This window comes from Blautia sp. NSJ-175, assembly GCF_022867815.1.
In the GTDB taxonomy this organism is placed as follows: domain Bacteria; phylum Bacillota; class Clostridia; order Lachnospirales; family Lachnospiraceae; genus Blautia; species Blautia celeris.
The window spans coordinates 275,058-291,687 of sequence record NZ_JALIFQ010000007.1 but is presented as its reverse complement, the minus strand read 5'-3'; the positions used below and the strand labels follow the sequence as shown (position 1 = coordinate 291,687).

General features: G+C 47.1%; 12 protein-coding genes. 3 read left to right on the top strand and 9 right to left on the bottom strand.

Annotated features, from left to right (window positions below):
- Positions 1 to 138: 138 nt before the first annotated feature.
- Entirely contained in the window at positions 139 to 1,305 is a 1,167-nt protein-coding gene (locus MUB35_RS13735; RefSeq protein WP_033143436.1) for a cation diffusion facilitator family transporter, read from the top strand.
- Between the two features lie 38 nt (positions 1,306 to 1,343).
- On the opposite strand, the gene MUB35_RS13730 is transcribed toward MUB35_RS13735, so the two are convergent.
- The 3 genes from MUB35_RS13730 to MUB35_RS13720 form a co-directional block, all read right to left on the bottom strand.
- Positions 1,344 to 2,000, bottom strand: coding sequence for a lysoplasmalogenase family protein (locus tag MUB35_RS13730; protein WP_054352406.1), 657 nt, complete (start codon positions 1,998 to 2,000; stop codon positions 1,344 to 1,346).
- A 92-nt stretch (positions 2,001 to 2,092) separates the two neighbouring features.
- A complete protein-coding gene (locus MUB35_RS13725; RefSeq protein ID WP_244806376.1) occupies positions 2,093 to 3,430 on the bottom strand; it encodes an MATE family efflux transporter in 1,338 nt (445 codons plus the stop codon).
- Entirely contained in the window at positions 3,423 to 3,860 is a 438-nt protein-coding gene (locus MUB35_RS13720) for a MarR family winged helix-turn-helix transcriptional regulator (RefSeq protein WP_244806375.1), read from the bottom strand. The genes MUB35_RS13725 and MUB35_RS13720 overlap by 8 nt, the downstream gene beginning before the upstream one ends.
- Before the next feature lie 330 nt (positions 3,861 to 4,190).
- Between MUB35_RS13720 and MUB35_RS13715 the strand changes: the two genes are divergently transcribed.
- The gene (locus MUB35_RS13715; protein WP_033143439.1) at positions 4,191 to 4,883 is read left to right on the top strand and encodes an iron-sulfur cluster assembly scaffold protein; all 693 of its coding nucleotides are present in this window, start codon (positions 4,191 to 4,193) and stop codon (positions 4,881 to 4,883) included.
- A gap of 50 nt (positions 4,884 to 4,933) precedes the next feature.
- Positions 4,934 to 5,944, top strand: a complete 1,011-nt coding sequence (locus tag MUB35_RS13710; RefSeq protein ID WP_033143440.1) for a GGGtGRT protein — start codon at positions 4,934 to 4,936, stop codon at positions 5,942 to 5,944.
- Between the two features lie 525 nt (positions 5,945 to 6,469).
- On the opposite strand, the gene MUB35_RS13705 is transcribed toward MUB35_RS13710, so the two are convergent.
- From MUB35_RS13705 to MUB35_RS13680, 6 genes are all read right to left on the bottom strand, one after another.
- Positions 6,470 to 7,207 carry a Sir2 family NAD-dependent protein deacetylase gene (locus MUB35_RS13705; RefSeq protein ID WP_033143441.1) on the bottom strand — a complete coding sequence of 246 codons (738 nt, stop codon included), beginning with the start codon at positions 7,205 to 7,207 and terminating at the stop codon, positions 6,470 to 6,472.
- A gap of 134 nt (positions 7,208 to 7,341) precedes the next feature.
- Entirely contained in the window at positions 7,342 to 7,992 is a 651-nt protein-coding gene (locus MUB35_RS13700) for an ABC-2 transporter permease (protein ID WP_103731849.1), read from the bottom strand.
- Entirely contained in the window at positions 7,989 to 8,852 is an 864-nt protein-coding gene (locus MUB35_RS13695; RefSeq protein ID WP_033143443.1) for an ABC transporter ATP-binding protein, read from the bottom strand. The genes MUB35_RS13700 and MUB35_RS13695 overlap by 4 nt, the downstream gene beginning before the upstream one ends.
- A 2-nt stretch (positions 8,853 to 8,854) precedes the next feature.
- Positions 8,855 to 9,229, bottom strand: coding sequence for a GntR family transcriptional regulator (locus MUB35_RS13690; RefSeq protein ID WP_033143444.1), 375 nt, complete (start codon positions 9,227 to 9,229; stop codon positions 8,855 to 8,857).
- A gap of 161 nt (positions 9,230 to 9,390) precedes the next feature.
- A complete protein-coding gene (locus MUB35_RS13685; protein WP_244806374.1) occupies positions 9,391 to 11,079 on the bottom strand; it encodes a hypothetical protein in 1,689 nt (562 codons plus the stop codon).
- The gene (locus MUB35_RS13680; RefSeq protein WP_244806386.1) at positions 11,076 to 16,628 is read right to left on the bottom strand and encodes a fibronectin type III domain-containing protein; all 5,553 of its coding nucleotides are present in this window, start codon (positions 16,626 to 16,628) and stop codon (positions 11,076 to 11,078) included. Before MUB35_RS13680 ends, MUB35_RS13685 begins: the two co-directional genes overlap by 4 nt.
- Between the last annotated feature and the right edge of the window lie 2 nt (positions 16,629 to 16,630).

Genomic DNA, 16,630 nt, shown 5'->3' with positions numbered 1-16,630 from the left:
TATCTGCAATTTTATTCCTTTTTATCATATCATTCGCACCCGAGAATGTAAATCTTTTTCCTGCTTTCTTGCGTCTTTCCAAACTTTCGTATAAAATAAACAGAGAATTTCACAAAACCAATATTTGGAGGGAGCTATATGATTCAGTTATTATCACGTCTGTTTATCAAGGATTATAAAAACACTGCCATGCCCCGGGTGCGCCAGGCATATGGTATTTTAAGTGGTGCGGTGGGGATTTTTCTCAACCTTGTACTGTTTGCCGGAAAATTTGCGGCCGGTATGCTCAGCGGTTCCATTGCCATCACGGCCGATGCCTTCAACAACCTCTCGGACGCCGGTTCCTCTGTCATCACCCTGATCGGTTTTAAGATGTCAGGCCAGAAGCCGGACCCGGAACACCCCTTCGGACACGGCAGGATTGAGTATATATCCGGCCTTTTTGTGTCAATCGCTGTACTGATCATGGCCTTTGAGCTGGTGAAGTCATCCTTTGAGAAACTCAGAAACCCCGCCCCGGTGGACAGCAGTCCTCTGGTCCTTGCCATCCTCTGCGCCTCTATCCTGGTAAAAATGTACATGGCATACTATAATAAGGCCCTGAGCAGAAAACTGGACAGCGCGGCCATGTCCGCCACGGCTGCGGATTCCCTCAGTGATACCGTATCCACGGCCGTTGTCCTGGCAGCCACACTGGTGGGGCGGTATACGGGTATCCTCATTGACGGATGGTGCGGTATTCTGGTTGGACTCTTTATCTTCTACACCGGCATCCAGGCTCTGAGAGAGACCATGAACCCGCTTCTGGGACAACCGCCCAAGGAAGACTTTGTAAAAAGCATAGAATCTCTTGTCACAGCCCATCCCACAGTCCAGGGCATCCATGACCTGATCGTCCACGACTACGGACCGGGCAGACTGATGATATCTCTGCACGCGGAGGTGCCCGCAAGCGGTGACATTTTACAGATTCACGACGAGATAGACAACATTGAGAAGGAGCTTCAAGAAAAGCTGCACTGTTCCGCCACCATACATATGGACCCGGTAGTCACAGACAATGTCCATATCAATCAACTGAAGGCGGAGGTGAACCGCATCCTCGCCGAAATCTCACCCCGGCTGAATATGCATGATTTTCGTGTGGTGGAAGGCCCCACCCATTCCAATCTGATCTTCGACCTGGTCATTCCCCATGACTTCTCCATGACTGAAGTGGACGTGGTAAACAAGGTCAAAGACCAGATCCGCGGGCTCCGGGGCTGCTACTACGCAGTGATCCAGGTGGACCACAGTTACAGCTGAAAAAAGGAGGAAAGCTGCACACAGCCTTCCTCCTTTTTTCATCCCGGTAAATATCTGCACACAGCCAGCAGGTAAACCGCGCTGTAATACAAAACCAGAAGTATTTTATCTAATTTTCTGCTGTTCTTCTCCCCTATGAGATTCACAGCCAGTATGGTATCCGATGCGACAAACGCGGCCCCGCCAAGAGCCGCAGCCCCGCCGGACAGCCCCGGATTTTCAAAAAACACAGTCCCCGCCATGGAAAACATGGCACAGAGAAACGCCACATACAGCGCCCCCAAAACCGCCAGCTTCCCAAGTTTTCTGATATACGGCCTGAGTATGGCAAAGAGTACTGCGTACACACAGGCAAACAATACCAGCGTAAACAGGCCCGGTGATACCAGGCACAGCATCCCCGCGATAAAGAACAGATGAGCCGCAGCAAACACGGCGGCACCTGTCACAAACTGTACCTCCAAAAGCGCATCGGCAGCCATGCAGCAGAGCGTTCCCGCTGCTATGAGCAGGGATACTCGGTTCTGCTCCCGAATTGCCAGGTAAAGCGCCGGAAGCACAGCCATCAGTGTGGCAGAGACTTTGTATCCAATCTCCTTTCTGCCTGTTTCATGTTTTTTTCTCACATATGTGGTTCCCAAAAAAACCATCAGCACTGCCGCTGCCGGCAGAAGAAGCATTTCCCATCCCTTCAAGCACGCACCGCCTTCCCCGGTCTCTTCACGGACTCCGGAATTTTCGTATCTTCATTATACTATATTCGCGTATCCGCGTCCATCATTCCCGCTCAGGGAATGTAGTGATATACGGATCTTTTTTTAACGGTATAGAACACAGCCAGGGCAAATGCCATAAGCTCTGCCGCCACGGACGCACTCCAGACTCCGCTCACACCGAACAGTACGGAAAATCCGATCAAAAAGATGACAAGAAACACCAGCGTCCGCATAAAAGACAGGACTGCCGAAACCTTCCCATCCCCAAAGGCGGTAAACATAGCTGAGCTGAAGATATTAAATCCCTTGAACAGATACCCAAACGCATAAACCAAAAGTCCCGCAGTGGCAAGTTCATAGACCTGACTGCCGCGACGGGCAAAAACAGCGGCCAGATTTCCGGAAAACAGCAGGGTTCCCACTGTCATCACCGCACCCACACCCATACAGAATCCGATGCTGATCTTATATAATTTTCGAAGCTTCGCCACATTTCCCCCGCCGTAATTATAACTGAACAGCGGTGCCACTCCCATGGAATACCCAAGGCTTATGGCAATCAGCACAAAGTCCAGATACAGCAGAATGGATATTGCTGCGACACCTTCATTTCCCACAAGACGCATCATGATTATGTTGAACAGGAAGGTTGTGATACTTCCTGACAGATTGCTCACCATCTCTGAGGAGCCGTTTGTCATGGATGTAAGCAGTACCCTCCAGTCTGCCTTTGGCTTTACAAAATGAAGCTGCGCCTTCCGGTTAAATGTAAAGTAAAAAACACTGAAAAATGCAGGAATGCAGTAGCCGATTCCCGTAGCCACCGCTGCACCGGCAATACCCATGTGGAACACACCGATGAAGACATAATCCAGTATCACATTGGCCAGTCCGCCCGCCACTGTGACGGTAAGGCCGATATGTGGTTTTCCGTTTGCCACAAAGAGGCTCTGGAACTCCAGCTGCAGTATATTGGCCGGCTGAAAGAAAAGCAGGGGAAAGGCATAGGCATAGCAGTATGCGTAGATATCCTCATCCGCACCCAGCATGTAAATGAGCCTTTCCAGGAAGATAAAGGAGAGAACCGTGATCACAATGCCCAGCCCCACGGCAAACAGAGTGATAAACGTTACGTTTTCATTGGCCTCCCGCTGCTTTCCCTCTCCCAGCTTTCTTGACACAATGGCAGTGATGCCGGTGCCGAACATGGTCCCCAGAGCGATCACAAAGCTGAGCAGAGGATATACGATATTCACGGCAGAGAAAGCGTCCGTGCCCACAAGCCTTGACACAAACATACCGTCCACCACGGTATACAGGGACATGACGACCATCATGACCATGGAGGGAAGAGCGAATTTCAGGATAGAGGGAACCGTTATTTTTCTTTCCAGTCCCTGATCAATCATCCTGCATATCCCTCCACTGGTATCCGCTGATGGTCTTCAGCACATCCCCGAACATCTCTAACTGCTCCTGCGGATATTTCTCTTTTAATTCCCTCTCTATTTTATAAAATACCTGGTCATATACTCCCACGATCTGCTCCATATGGGGGCTTAACTCCAGAAAATAGACCCGCTTGTCTTTTTCGCTCTGTTTTTTTACCACCACGCCCTGTTTTACCAGTTCATTGATCTTCAGGGTCACGGCGGATTTTGTGATCTTCAGCACATCGGCCATCCTGCTGACTGTGCACTCCTCCATCTGTTCCATCACATTGATGTACAAAAGGCTGTTGTAGGAAAGCCCGTTATAATAATCATTTCCATTCATCACCTGCAGCTCGTACAGAGCCATGTGATAGTAGAAATCATTGATTTCTTTTACAAGATCCATATGCATCCTCCCGCTTATTAGTTTTGCTAATTTAATTAAATCCACTTAACTATATTAACAGGAGCAATTGGCTTTGTCAACCGAAACAACAAATGTTTGGATTTCCGTGTAAATAATCAACCTTAAATGAATCGAAAAGAACATATTTTTGATTTGTGAAAAACTGTGTCCCGCCATATTTTACCATTTACAGGGACAGACCGCTTTTAATTTTACTTTTTTAAAAAATAACTCTGGATTTTTTTGTCACTTTGTGAGAAAATGAATTGGAATAGGACGTTAAATTTCTAACGCACTTGAAGTAAATATATTCTTGAAAGGAGTTTTAAAATGATTTATTCACACGAAGTAGAAACAATGTGTCAGGTACATCAGGGTGTTAACCACGGCGCAGCTCCAATCCCGGAAGAAGCAAAATGGGTACAGGCAAAAGAAATTAAGGACATCTCCGGTTTAACACACGGTATTGGCTGGTGTGCACCGCAGCAGGGTACCTGTAAATTAACATTGAATGTAAAGGATGGTGTAATCCAGGAGGCACTGGTTGAGACGATCGGATGTTCCGGAATGACTCACTCTGCAGCTATGGCATCTGAGATTTTACCAGGAAGAACCATTTTGGAAGCTCTGAATACTGACCTTGTATGTGATGCTATCAATACTGCTATGAGAGAATTATTCTTACAGATTGTATACGGAAGAACCCAGAGTGCATTCTCTGAAGACGGACTTCCTATCGGTGCAGGTCTGGAGGATTTAGGAAAAGGTCTTCGTTCTCAGATCGGTACTATGTACGGTACCCTGAAAAAAGGACCTCGTTATCTGGAAATGACAGACGGTTACGTTACTGGTATCGCTTTAAATGAAGAGGATGAGATCATCGGCTACAAATTCATCAGCTTCGGAAAAATGATGGACTTCATCAAAGCAGGCGATGATGTAAACACAGCATATGAAAAAGCTCAGGGACAGTACGGCCGCGTTGACGATGCAGTGAAGATCATTGACCCGAGAAAAGAATAATTATACATACACTGCAACATCTGTCATAGAAAGAATAGGAGGATAAATTAATGGCTTTATTTGAATCATATGAAAGAAGAGAAAAACAAGTTCTTGCTGCTCTGAATAAATACGGCATTAACACCATCGAAGAAGCTGCAGAAGTAACAAAAGCTGCAGGTCTCGATGTTTACAAAATGGTAGAAGGCATCCAGCCGATCTGCTTTGAGAATGCAAAATGGGCATACACCGTAGGTGCTGCCATTGCGATCAAAAAAGGCTGCAAAAAAGCTTCTGACGCTGCTGCTGCTATCGGTGAAGGACTTCAGGCTTTCTGTATCCCGGGTTCTGTTGCTGACCAGCGTAAAGTAGGTCTCGGACACGGAAACTTAGGAAAAATGCTTCTGGAAGAGGATACTCAGTGCTTCGCATTCCTGGCCGGCCACGAATCCTTTGCTGCTGCTGAGGGTGCTATCGGTATCGCTGAGAAAGCAAACAAAGTCCGCAAAGAGCCTCTGCGCGTTATCTTAAACGGTCTTGGAAAAGACGCTGCACAGATCATCGCACGTATCAACGGATTTACATATGTAGAGACAGAATACGACTATGCTACAGGCGAATTAAAAGAAGTATTCAGAAAATCTTACTCTGAGGGACTTCGTGCAAAAGTTAACTGCTACGGCGCTAACGATGTACGTGAAGGTGTTGCTATCATGTGGAAGGAAGACGTTGACGTTTCCATCACAGGTAACTCCACCAACCCGACCAGATTCCAGCACCCGGTTGCAGGTACCTACAAAAAAGAGCGTATCGAAGCCGGCAAAAAATACTTCTCCGTTGCTTCCGGCGGCGGTACAGGACGTACCCTGCATCCGGACAACATGGCAGCAGGTCCTGCTTCCTACGGTATGACTGATACATTAGGACGTATGCACTCTGACGCACAGTTCGCCGGTTCTTCTTCTGTTCCGGCTCACGTTGAGATGATGGGCCTGATCGGCGCAGGCAACAACCCGATGGTTGGTATGACTGTGGCTGTGGCTGTGGCTGTTGAAGAAGCGGCTAAAGAAGGTAAATTCTAAGAAAACCTTTATAAGCAAGATTTTGCGAAGTCAAACCCCATTTTATGGTTTTGCCAAAAAACATTATATGTATTTCTTGACATTTAAGTTATTCTAGTTTAATATAAAAATAACAGAAAATGAATCTATGTGTGTTATGTCACAAAAGCGAAACCCCAGGAAGCGCTCTCTTCCTGGGGTTTCTTTTTCCTTTATAGGGTAGGATAACCCAGGCTAGCTGTTGTTATTTTTTTCTGTCTAACCATTTACTAATATAGTAACAAACTATACCCGCCATGACAGAAATAAAAAATGAATCTATGTAGTGCATTATGCCACCTCCTTCCTGCTGGAAAGAGTCAACAGCAATCTAATTATATCTTCTTAACAACTTGCTGTCCACCGTTTCTCACCCCATTCCTGAAAATTCAGCAATATTACATATGGCAAAATCATATTTATTGTATATTTCCATTAAAAAAGGCCCCCGGCTGCCAGCCGGGGGTCTACAGTATGAAAGGCCTGCATATGCAAGCCTTTTCTCCTTTACAATCCCAATTTGCTCATAATATCCATAGCCTTACCGTCAATTACAAGATCGGCTGCCGTATCCGCATAGTGATCCTGGTCGTTGATGAGGATTACCTTATCCCCCTCAAAATATTTTACATATGTCTTTGCAAGCTGCGAATGCATGCTGCATCCCAGAAGCAGCAGGGTATCTGCCATTCCCACCTCGTCAACCGCACGGGTCAGAAGTGCGTTGTTCACCATTTCTCCCCGCAGGCATACCTCCGGGCGGATGGTTGTGCCGCATTTGGTACATTTGGGAGTTCCTGCACACTCTGCCACTGCTTTCATGGGATATTTTGTTCTGCATTTCGGGCATACATTCCGGTAAATGCTTCCGTGGATCTCCAGGACCTTTTTGCATCCTGCCCTTTTCGGCAGGGAGTAGATATCACGGGTAATGACAGCCTGCAGGATTCCCCTGTCCTCCAAACGCTTCAGAGTCTTCATACCTTCATTGATTCTTCCTCTTTTGCTGAGGATTTCCCGTTTGTAAAAGTCATAAAACTGCGTCACTCTCGTATTATAAAACTCAGCACTGAACATTTCCTCAGGGGAACATCCGTATCTGGTTTCAATATCATACGCATCCTGGTCTGATCTCCAGTTTGTGCATCCGCACTGGCTGCTCACCCGCATTCCCAGCAGACATACCAGATACCTGCTGTTTTCAATCACTTTTTTTGCCCGCAGCAGCTTTTCTTCCTGTGACATTTTCCCACTCCTCCGTACTTTTACTTATCCAGTTTTTTACACTAAGAATAATGTATCACTGTATAATTTTAAAGTCAAGAAAACAATTATCACGTCTGTATGACAATGCAGGGCAAACCCGTTTCTTTTCTGAATCAGAATTCCTTATTGCTGTATATCCTGATCGAAATCATGTAAGATACTGCTAAAACCAGAATACTTACTGCTAAAAGTATACCTGCGATTATTACTTGTCCGTTAGGATTCTGCTGAAGGTTAACCAGAAGTTTTTCCACAGCTGTCCCTCGTATCAAATCCTTTAAAAGCGTCAGCACTAAAAACGGGATCAGAAAAAGCATCATAAAAATTACTCTTCCCTTCTCAACTCCAAGTTTGTATATCACTGGAATAATTATGCCGGAAAAAATAGGGATGATCATACACATGGAAACCGAGGAAATTACCTGCTCTGACACAGACATTCCCAGAAGTGCCGCTGTTGCTCCGGTCATGATTGCTGTAAATACAGCAAGACCGAGAGTCATAACAATAATCAGCATGTATCTTGCCCGTACAATTATCCTTTTTCCCAGCGGGAGTGCGGCTGCATATGTGTCCCAGTGATAGTACTGGTCCGCGTTGAACAAACTGAGCACCACTGTGGCAAATACCACAATACACATGGTTCCCACATATCCCGGACTCTTCATCAAGTAGCCAAACACACATAGGAATAAAAATAATAGTACATATGTTTTCTGTGTAATCCTGATACTGTATATATCTTTTAGTATAAGCCCTTTCATGATACCACCTCACCTTTCTCCAGCAGCAGAAGAACATCCTCAATATCCGGAGCATCCACTACCATATCCGGATATCTGCGCATAAACGCCTGTCTGTCCTGCACCAAAAATTCGTAGCCTAAAACGCCTCTTTTCAACCGCAGGATTCCTTCTTTATCCAGTGTGCTGTAATCCTCTTTGGAACATTTTCCCACACCGTAGCGGTAAAGGATCTCGTCTTTATTCTCCACAAAAAGCAGCCTGCCGTTCTGGATAAATGCTATATAGTCGGATACCTTCTCCAAATCACTGATAATATGCGAGGACAGGAGCACTGTATGTGCCTCATCCTGAATGTATTCCAGCAGGATATCCAGCAGATCATCGCGAACCAGAGGATCAAGGCCGCTGGTTGCCTCGTCAAATATAAGGATCTTGGCTCTGTGAGAGAGCGCTACTGCGATCTGCAGCTTCATTTTCATTCCTCTGGAGTAATCTTTGATCAGCTTTTTATGTTCCAGCTTAAAGTCATTCAGATATGTTTCGTACAGTCCTGCATCCCACTGGCTGAAAATGTTCTCCATGATCCTGCCAATCTGTACAGCGTTCATGGTCTCATGGAAGTTTGCTTCTGCCAGAACCATACCCACCTGGTTTTTCCAGTTGTCATTCTTTTCTTCCAGTTTCTCGCCGTCCACATAGATTTCACCGGCATCTCTTTTTATGATTCCGAGAATACACTTGATCAGGGTGGTCTTACCGGCTCCGTTTGCTCCAACCAGTCCTACAATACTGCCTTTTGGAATTTCTAAATTAATGTGGTCCAGTGAGAATTTTTCATAGTTTTTCACCAGACCTTCAATTCTGATCGCTGCTTCCATTTTTATTCCTCCTCATAGAGCATTCTAAGCATCTCTGTCAATTCTTCCAGTTCTACTCCATTGATCTTGCTTTTTTCTACAGCTTTTTCCAATAAACCTTCTATTTCCTTTAACTGCTCCTCTCTCACAAGCTCATGGTTTGTATCCGCTACGAAACTGCCTTTGCCGACCTGAGAACAAATAAATCCATCCCTCTCTAATTCCTCATATGCTCTCTTCGTGGTGATCACACTGATGCGGAGTTCTTTTGCCAGAAGGCGCATGGATGGAAGTGACTCCCCCGGCTTTAGCTGGCCTCTCATGATTGCCTGCTTTATCTGCTCCGTGATCTGTTCGTATATGGGCTTCCCGCTTGTATTGCTGATTATAATATTCATCCTTACTTCTCAACTTTCTGTGCGCGCGTGTATATATATCATTTATTGTATATACTCATTATATACATTAGATACACACCTGTCAACACCTATCCTAAAAAAAATTTCCGCACGCAAAAACAGCATCGGCCCAGGAATTGATATGCCGATGCTGTTTTTTCTTAAATATTCTTTTTTCTGCTCCTCCGGCTAATGATCATGACTGCCGCAGAGAGTCCTGCCAGCAGAATCATTGCTTCCACTGGGGAGGAATCTCCTGTTTTAGCTGTTTTGGCTGCTGTCTTTGCTGCCGGTTTCGCAGGTGTCTTTTTCGTGTTATCCGTTTTATCCACAATCACTGCAGGGAACTGCTCACTTTTGCGGATCTGCTTTGTGGTGAGAACATAGGTGGAGCAATGTTTTATCTGCACTGTCACATATCCGTTCACAACCTTAATATTCTTCTGTACCGGTTCCATTGCATTCTTCTCGGTATTGTAATAATACAGGTAAAGATTCTGTCCATCTTTAAAACTACTGCCTACATAAATTTCAATTTCAGCCAGTCCCGGAAGCTCTCCTTCATGGGCAAATTCCAGATATAAATTCTCTGATCCCTTGGCCATAAGGCTGCCGGCCTTTTTATTTTCTTTCTCTTGGGCAATGGTAAAATCCATGGCAATATCCGGATCTGCAATTCCCGTTCCGGTAAATTTCCAGGAATACAAAAGCCTGTTGTCTTCTTCTGCCATAACGGTGAGGGTTCTTTCTGTCCCTTCCAGGCTTTTGAACACGGTCTTCTGCTGTTCCCCGGTTAAACCGTTTCCGTCTTTGCTCTTGTAGATCAGGCTTGTAACACTGGTATCCGCCAGACCTTTTTCCAGTTCCTCGTATGTGAAAGCTGTGCATATTCCATCTGGATAATCTGGGTTATTCGGGTTGTCTGGATTGTCCGGGTTATTCGGGTTGTCTGGGTTATCTGGATTGTCCGGGTTGTCCGGATCTGGATTGTCTGGGTTATCCGGATTGTCCGGGTTGTCTGGGTTATCCGGGTTGTCTGGATTGTCCGGGTTATTCGGGTTGTCTGGGTTATCTGGATTGTCCGGGTTGTCCGGATCTGGATTGTCTGGGTTATCCGGATTGTCCGGGTTGTCTGGGTTATCCGGGTTGTCTGGATTGTCCGGGTTATTCGGGTTGTCTGGGTTATCTGGATTGTCCGGGTTGTCCGGATCTGGATTGTCTGGGTTATCCGGATTGTCCGGGTTGTCTGGGTTATCCGGGTTGTCTGGATTGTCCGGGTTATCTGGATTATCCGGGTTGTCCGGGTCTGGATTGTCTGGGTAATCCGGGTTGTCCGGTACTTTTTCCCCTACTGCCCATTCATAAGATATCCCCTGCAGCACTCCCTCATCCACATATCTCATCTGATGGCTCTGGTCCACAAACGTTATGCTCTCAGGCATTACAAAAGCCCGGAACATTTCATTGCTGGGAGTCCCTGAAATTGTACCGATTGTCACATCCCGGGCCTGTTCAAACAAGGCGCCTGATGATGACAGATAAATGTCCAGAATACCGTTTTCATAAATAGCCTCCCGGATTCTGCAATCATTCTGTAAATCCTCTGAGAAAGCAAACCGGACATCACGGATACTCCCGCTTTCCGTCTCCTTTATCTGCATCTGAATCCTGAGTGTTGTTGCATGGTTTTTTATCATATCTGCATTGGGGTACAGAGCCAGTTCTACCTGGCTCGTATCCTTCTGCTGCATTTTGATCATTGTATCATCCTGCTCTGCGGCGCGCACGGGTATATAAGTCACGAACAGGGCCAAAATCAGGACCATACATAAGCTCTTCATTCTTTTCATCCGTTCCCCTCCTCATGGTTGTCCTTCAAATGAATGGGCGGCAGCGGGTCAGGCACTTCCATAGGCAGTGTATCACTCACAAGACGCTCCCCTTCATTTGTATGCGCATCGTCCACTCTGTATAATTCCGCTCTGACGCTTGTCACACCGGATGGAATCTGATCCGGTTCCATATAGTAGATCCAGGTACCGGAGGAGACCTCACCTAATTCCCCTTCTGCCGGAACCTCTGCAAAGATCAACTGGGAACCATCCAGGATATTTCCATTCTGATCATACAGTTTTACCACATTATAGGAAGGATTTCCTTTATATTCCCCTGTAAAGATCAGGGAACCTGCAGGTATTCTGCCGCCCTCAGCATCATAGCTGTAATCTTCATCCAGGATGCCGATTCCCTTATCCAGCAGCTCTACATTGTCTCCCGTAGGTCCTAAAATATCTATCTCTGACAGGGAGACCGCACTCTGGCCCTTGATTTTCAGCTTCAGATAAGCCGCGTCGTAGGTATACAGCCAGGAATCCCCCTCTTTGTTAAAATAGGAAACAGCCGTATCCCCTGAATAGGACAGTGTTCCTGTTTTTACAGGGGTCCACTGGTTTCCGTCCTGGCTTACATAGGCTTCAAATTTCCTGACTGCTGTTTTATCGTCAGCGGCTGTTACCTTAAAGGCAGCGGCCTGAAGGGTTCTGCCGAAGCTGATGACGATCTCCGGGTTTTTTGCCTCTCCGGTATATACATCTGCATAGTCATTGTTGCAAATACTGCTGATTCCGGAAATGGTGATTCCTTCCGGATCTTCCTCATTTCCTTCCTCCTGACGGTCGCTTGATGAGGTCATGTTTGTAGTTATCTTCCATCCATCCTTCGCCACACTTCCGTCATTGGAAATCTTCACAGAGTCTATGGCAGCCCTCTCTGTCTGCTGCAGCAGCTTGTCATATCCCACTGCCTCATAAGTAAACACTCTGTTGTTCATGGACGCAATGGTATCCGTAAATGTCACGGTACCGTCTTTCGCCTCCACAAACCCGATGACCCGGCCGTTTCTGTATATTTCATATCCCAGCATGGAGTTCTGGTCAGCCGCATTATTGGAAAGCGTGATCGTAACCTGGTTGGAGTTCGGAACATATGAAAGATCCGCACTTACTGCAGTCTGTGCTGCCGTGCTTTCTCCGCCCTCAATACGGTATGCTCTTGCTTCATCTGAAATATAGCTGATCCTTCTTGTCTCCTCCTCAAACTGTGATGCGTACGCCATAGTATCTGAATCCGGCGTCATACCCCACTGCTCAAAGAATGCAAGCAGGTTCTTTTCCGCTGCCGCACAGGAAAGACGCATCAGAGTGTTGTCCACATCTTTTGGAATTGTGAGAGCGATACCTCCGGGCGCCGGCGCAATGGCCGTATTTCTGGCGTATGCATCCACTCTTGCAAAGAACAGATTATTAAACTGCTCCTCATAGTTATCATAAGTCCTGAAATTATATCCCTCATCATAGGCCAGATGGAGCTGCCAATACATGGCAAGGCTTGTAAATACGCTCTCTGCGCGGCCCTTTGTCCCTGAAGTGACCTTTTTATATACATCTGCATATTGATAACGGACAGAATCATTCGTCTCCTTGGCCTGTGCCAGAATGGAGTAATAGTTGTTGGTTATTTCCGCAATGGCATAGGATGGCTGATTGATGATATGGCCAATCTCATGGGCGATTCCCCAGCCAAATAGCTGTCCGCTCACATATCTGCCGTTGTCACTCTGTACCGGTACACTGTTTGCCAGTCCTGCTGCGCTGCCCCACTCGATACCGATATGGAGCCCGCCGGCATACATAAATGCCCCTGAAAACATTCTCATGTAACGGATATTCAGACGGCTGGATGGCAGATTGTTCTTGCCGCCGTACCGGGCTGCCAGTGTCTTGTCACCATTATAATCGCCAAGTCCTTTGTGCTGGTAAAACAGTGTCACCATCTGTTCCATGGCCTGACAGGATTCGTATAATACTTCTGTCTGGTTGTCCAGGCTGTTTTCTTTTCCCTGGTTTTTCAGCTTGTTGTTGATACCGTTTAAGATCTGTTCCGCGGATACGGAATACATCATCTGATGCAGTACAATGTCCGTTGCTCCCAAAATGCAGTTCTTTTTGTCATAGCTGTAGTCACAGCCGCTTTCCTTATTCCCCTCATGAAACTTTTTGTGAAGATCCGAAATTTCCGGAACATATGTATTTAATTTCTCCACATACGCCCTGACCGCTTCTTTTGCTTCCGCCTCATCTGCCGCATTTGAAATGTCAAGCTTTGGTATCTCCTGTCCTCCGCTCACACGCACGCTCATATTGAGAGCGTCATTATTTCCCGTAAATTCCACATACAGGCTACCGCCGTGTTCTGCACTCAGGCTTCCGATCTGGGGAATGGTAACTTCATTTTTTCCGTTTTTCAGATTCTGGACCACAACCTTGCTCCAGTTTCCTGATTCCGCGTGATACTGTGTGGCGATGAGATTCAGGTTCGTGTTGGCCCCCAGTTCTGCGTCATCTCTGCCCACATACACAACCAGTTCTTCTCCGGCATGAGCACTGATGCCGAGAGGCTGCCATGCGTTCAGACCGCCGGAAAAGCCCAGGGCACCGTCCTTTTTCTTTGTCACGGCTGTGTCCACTTTCATAACTCTGCCGGCATTTTTATCATTTAGAAGTTCTTTCGCGTAGGACAGATCTGAAAGGAGCAGCTCCCGCTTCGGATGGTAATCACCTGTCGCCTCATCCGGAGTATCTGCCCTTTTCTCCAGCTCTTCGATGGTCTTTAAGGTCACATCCTCCCGCAGCTCCAAATGCATGGTATCCGCAAACAGTCCGTCGACCTCTTTTTCCAGACTGTCATAATAATAAAACTTCATCTCTGCTATGGAGATTCTTCCGTCTGCAGGTGCCCAAGCCATGGCAAAGTTTATCTGTATCCGATTTGTCTTAAATGGCTGGGAATACTGAAATTCATAATATACTTTGCCGTTCACACTCTTCTTCTGTGTAAAATGGCCGTCTATCATTTTCTCATTGCCGTCTTCATCCCAATATTTTGTCTTGGCATATCCATATGTATACTGCTGCTTCTCATCCGGTACTACCACCAGCCTGTCCATCTCATAGCTCTGATCAAAGGTAATGACAGGAGAAGGCTTTCCGGCATTGTATCCGCCTGCATCCCAGGATGCCAGACTCCAGGAGGTGGTATAATCATTGTCTGCCACTGCTGCATCTGTCTCCGGTTTTGAGGAAGGATATTCAATAGATTTAATATGCGCGGTCAGTCCTCCGCCCTCCTTTGGCGTATTGATCAGCCTGTAATTGGAAGTGACTGCAGGATTGATATCCGTTGTCTCTCCTGCGTATATTTTTGACTTGCCGCCGGTTCCCATTTCATTTGTTCCCGTAAGGTATATCTCATAGGTTGTGCCGTCTTTTAAGTCTGTAAGCTGATATTTGTTCTGTTTGATATTCTCTTTCTTTTCAAATTCTTCTGTGCCCTGTTCCCTGTAGTAGAGGGTGTAGAAATCTGTGTCCTCCATCATCTTCCAGGCGATGTCCAGTTTTCTGTATCCTCCGGAAATGTTCACATTCTCCGGAGCGTCAGGCGCCTTTGAGGGCTTGGGTACCACGGTCACCGGCTCTGAATAGGCACTGCTCCAGTCGCCGTTCACTGAACGTACCAGAACTGTGTACTCCTCATTGTTTTTCATCTTCTCTGTGCCAAAGCTTGTGATAAGGATACTGTTCTCAGCGGTTGGATATACTTTGCTCTTCCCGTCCTTTTTCACCATAACTTCATAGCCGGCTACATTTGTCTGCGCGTTCCAGGTCACTGTGAATTTCTTATCGCCCGGCTCTGTACTTACATTGTCGGGAATATTCATCACGGGGGCAGGAATCCTGTCCTCCATTCCGTTTAAAAATTCCACCCTGGAGATATCTGCCAGACTGCTTCCTCCGGCATCTGTCACCTTGATGACTACCTTCTTGATCGCAACCTGTTTTCCCAGATTGATGATTATGGTACCGTCCGGTTCCATGACCGCCTGTGCCGCTGTGAGGGCAAACATGGACACTCCGCTTATGGGAACCTCCATGGTCTGCCGCTGCCCGTTTTCATCATCGTATTCAACGGTCACGGACCCTGCCCGGATGATATTGGCGGAATCTCTCGGCGGTGTCAGAACCAGCGCGCCCGCTGTTATATCGGAACGTTTTTCCAGATCAAGCTGCAGTTCCACCGGATTTTCCTCTGATATCTCCCCGCCGTCTGCAGGCTCCAGGGAAACGCTTCCACCGTCGTCCAAAATACTCTCAATACTGCCATCCGACACCCGGGTGGACGCTCCCACATCTGCTGTGATTTCATCCATCAGATAACTTCTTGACACATAAGCTTCCGTTTTCTCAAATCCGTAGCTGTATGAAAGCCACTGCAGATCCACAAGGTCAACACTCTGATCCTGATTCAGATCATAGATACTGTCCGTACTTTCCTGATGAACTGCCAAGACCAATCCCGATTTGTCCTGCTCATCAATCACACCGTCCCTGTTCACGTCACCGTATCCCATAACACCGGGATGTTTTTCCATATCAGAAAAATCCATTCCTGTATAGACATCCAGAAACTGCATCTTCTGCTCCATGGCCTGTATCTCCATATCCTGGTCATACGAGGCAAAGCTGTCTCCGCTTATACTGAGATGGTACTGCCCGGGCTCCAAATCTGTAAAAGATGCCTCCGCCTTTTTAGAAACGCCCTCACCCTCCTGCATGGAAAAGGATGCTGTAAGCTGCCGGCCGCCACCTGTTAAAACTGCCTGCAGTCCTCTGTTCAGCGCTTCCGGGTCACTGTATGGAAGTGTGTAAAGCAGGCTTAGATGCAGCCGGCCTTTCTGTACCACCGCTCCGGTCTCAGAGAGCAGTGCTCCTTCCCCTTTCTGCACATCCGGATTACCTGCCATCTGTTCCCCTGCAGCCCCTTCTTTTCCGGACGCTTCCGTCTGTTCCTCTGCGGTCCCTGCTTTTCCGGTCTCTCCCGTCTGTTCCTCTGCGGTCCCTGCTTTTCCGGTCTCTCCCGTCTGTTCCCCTGTGGTCTCTTTTTTCCCGGATTCTCCTGCCAGTATCCCTGCAGTATCCTCTTTCCCGGATTCTCCCGACAGTATTCCTGTAGTACCTTCTTTTCCGGATTCTCCCGTCTGTTCCTCTGCAGCCTCTGCGTTCTTTGGCGCTCCCGCCTGTTCACCCTGCATTTTCATCTGGCCCTCAGGCACTTCTGCAGGTTGCTGCAGGCTCCTGTTCCTCAGCGTTTCCGCCTGCCATCCGGGCGTCTCGCTCTGCTTCCCGGCATCCATCTTCTGGCTGCTGTCCACATCCATGGATGCTGCCTGCGCACCGGATTTAAAAGACTCCACATCCTGCCCCTGAACAGCGGCAGATGCAGTAGTCCCCGGTGTCTGCAGGAGCATACCGGATACAAGAAGCCAGGCGCATAACTTTTTCATTT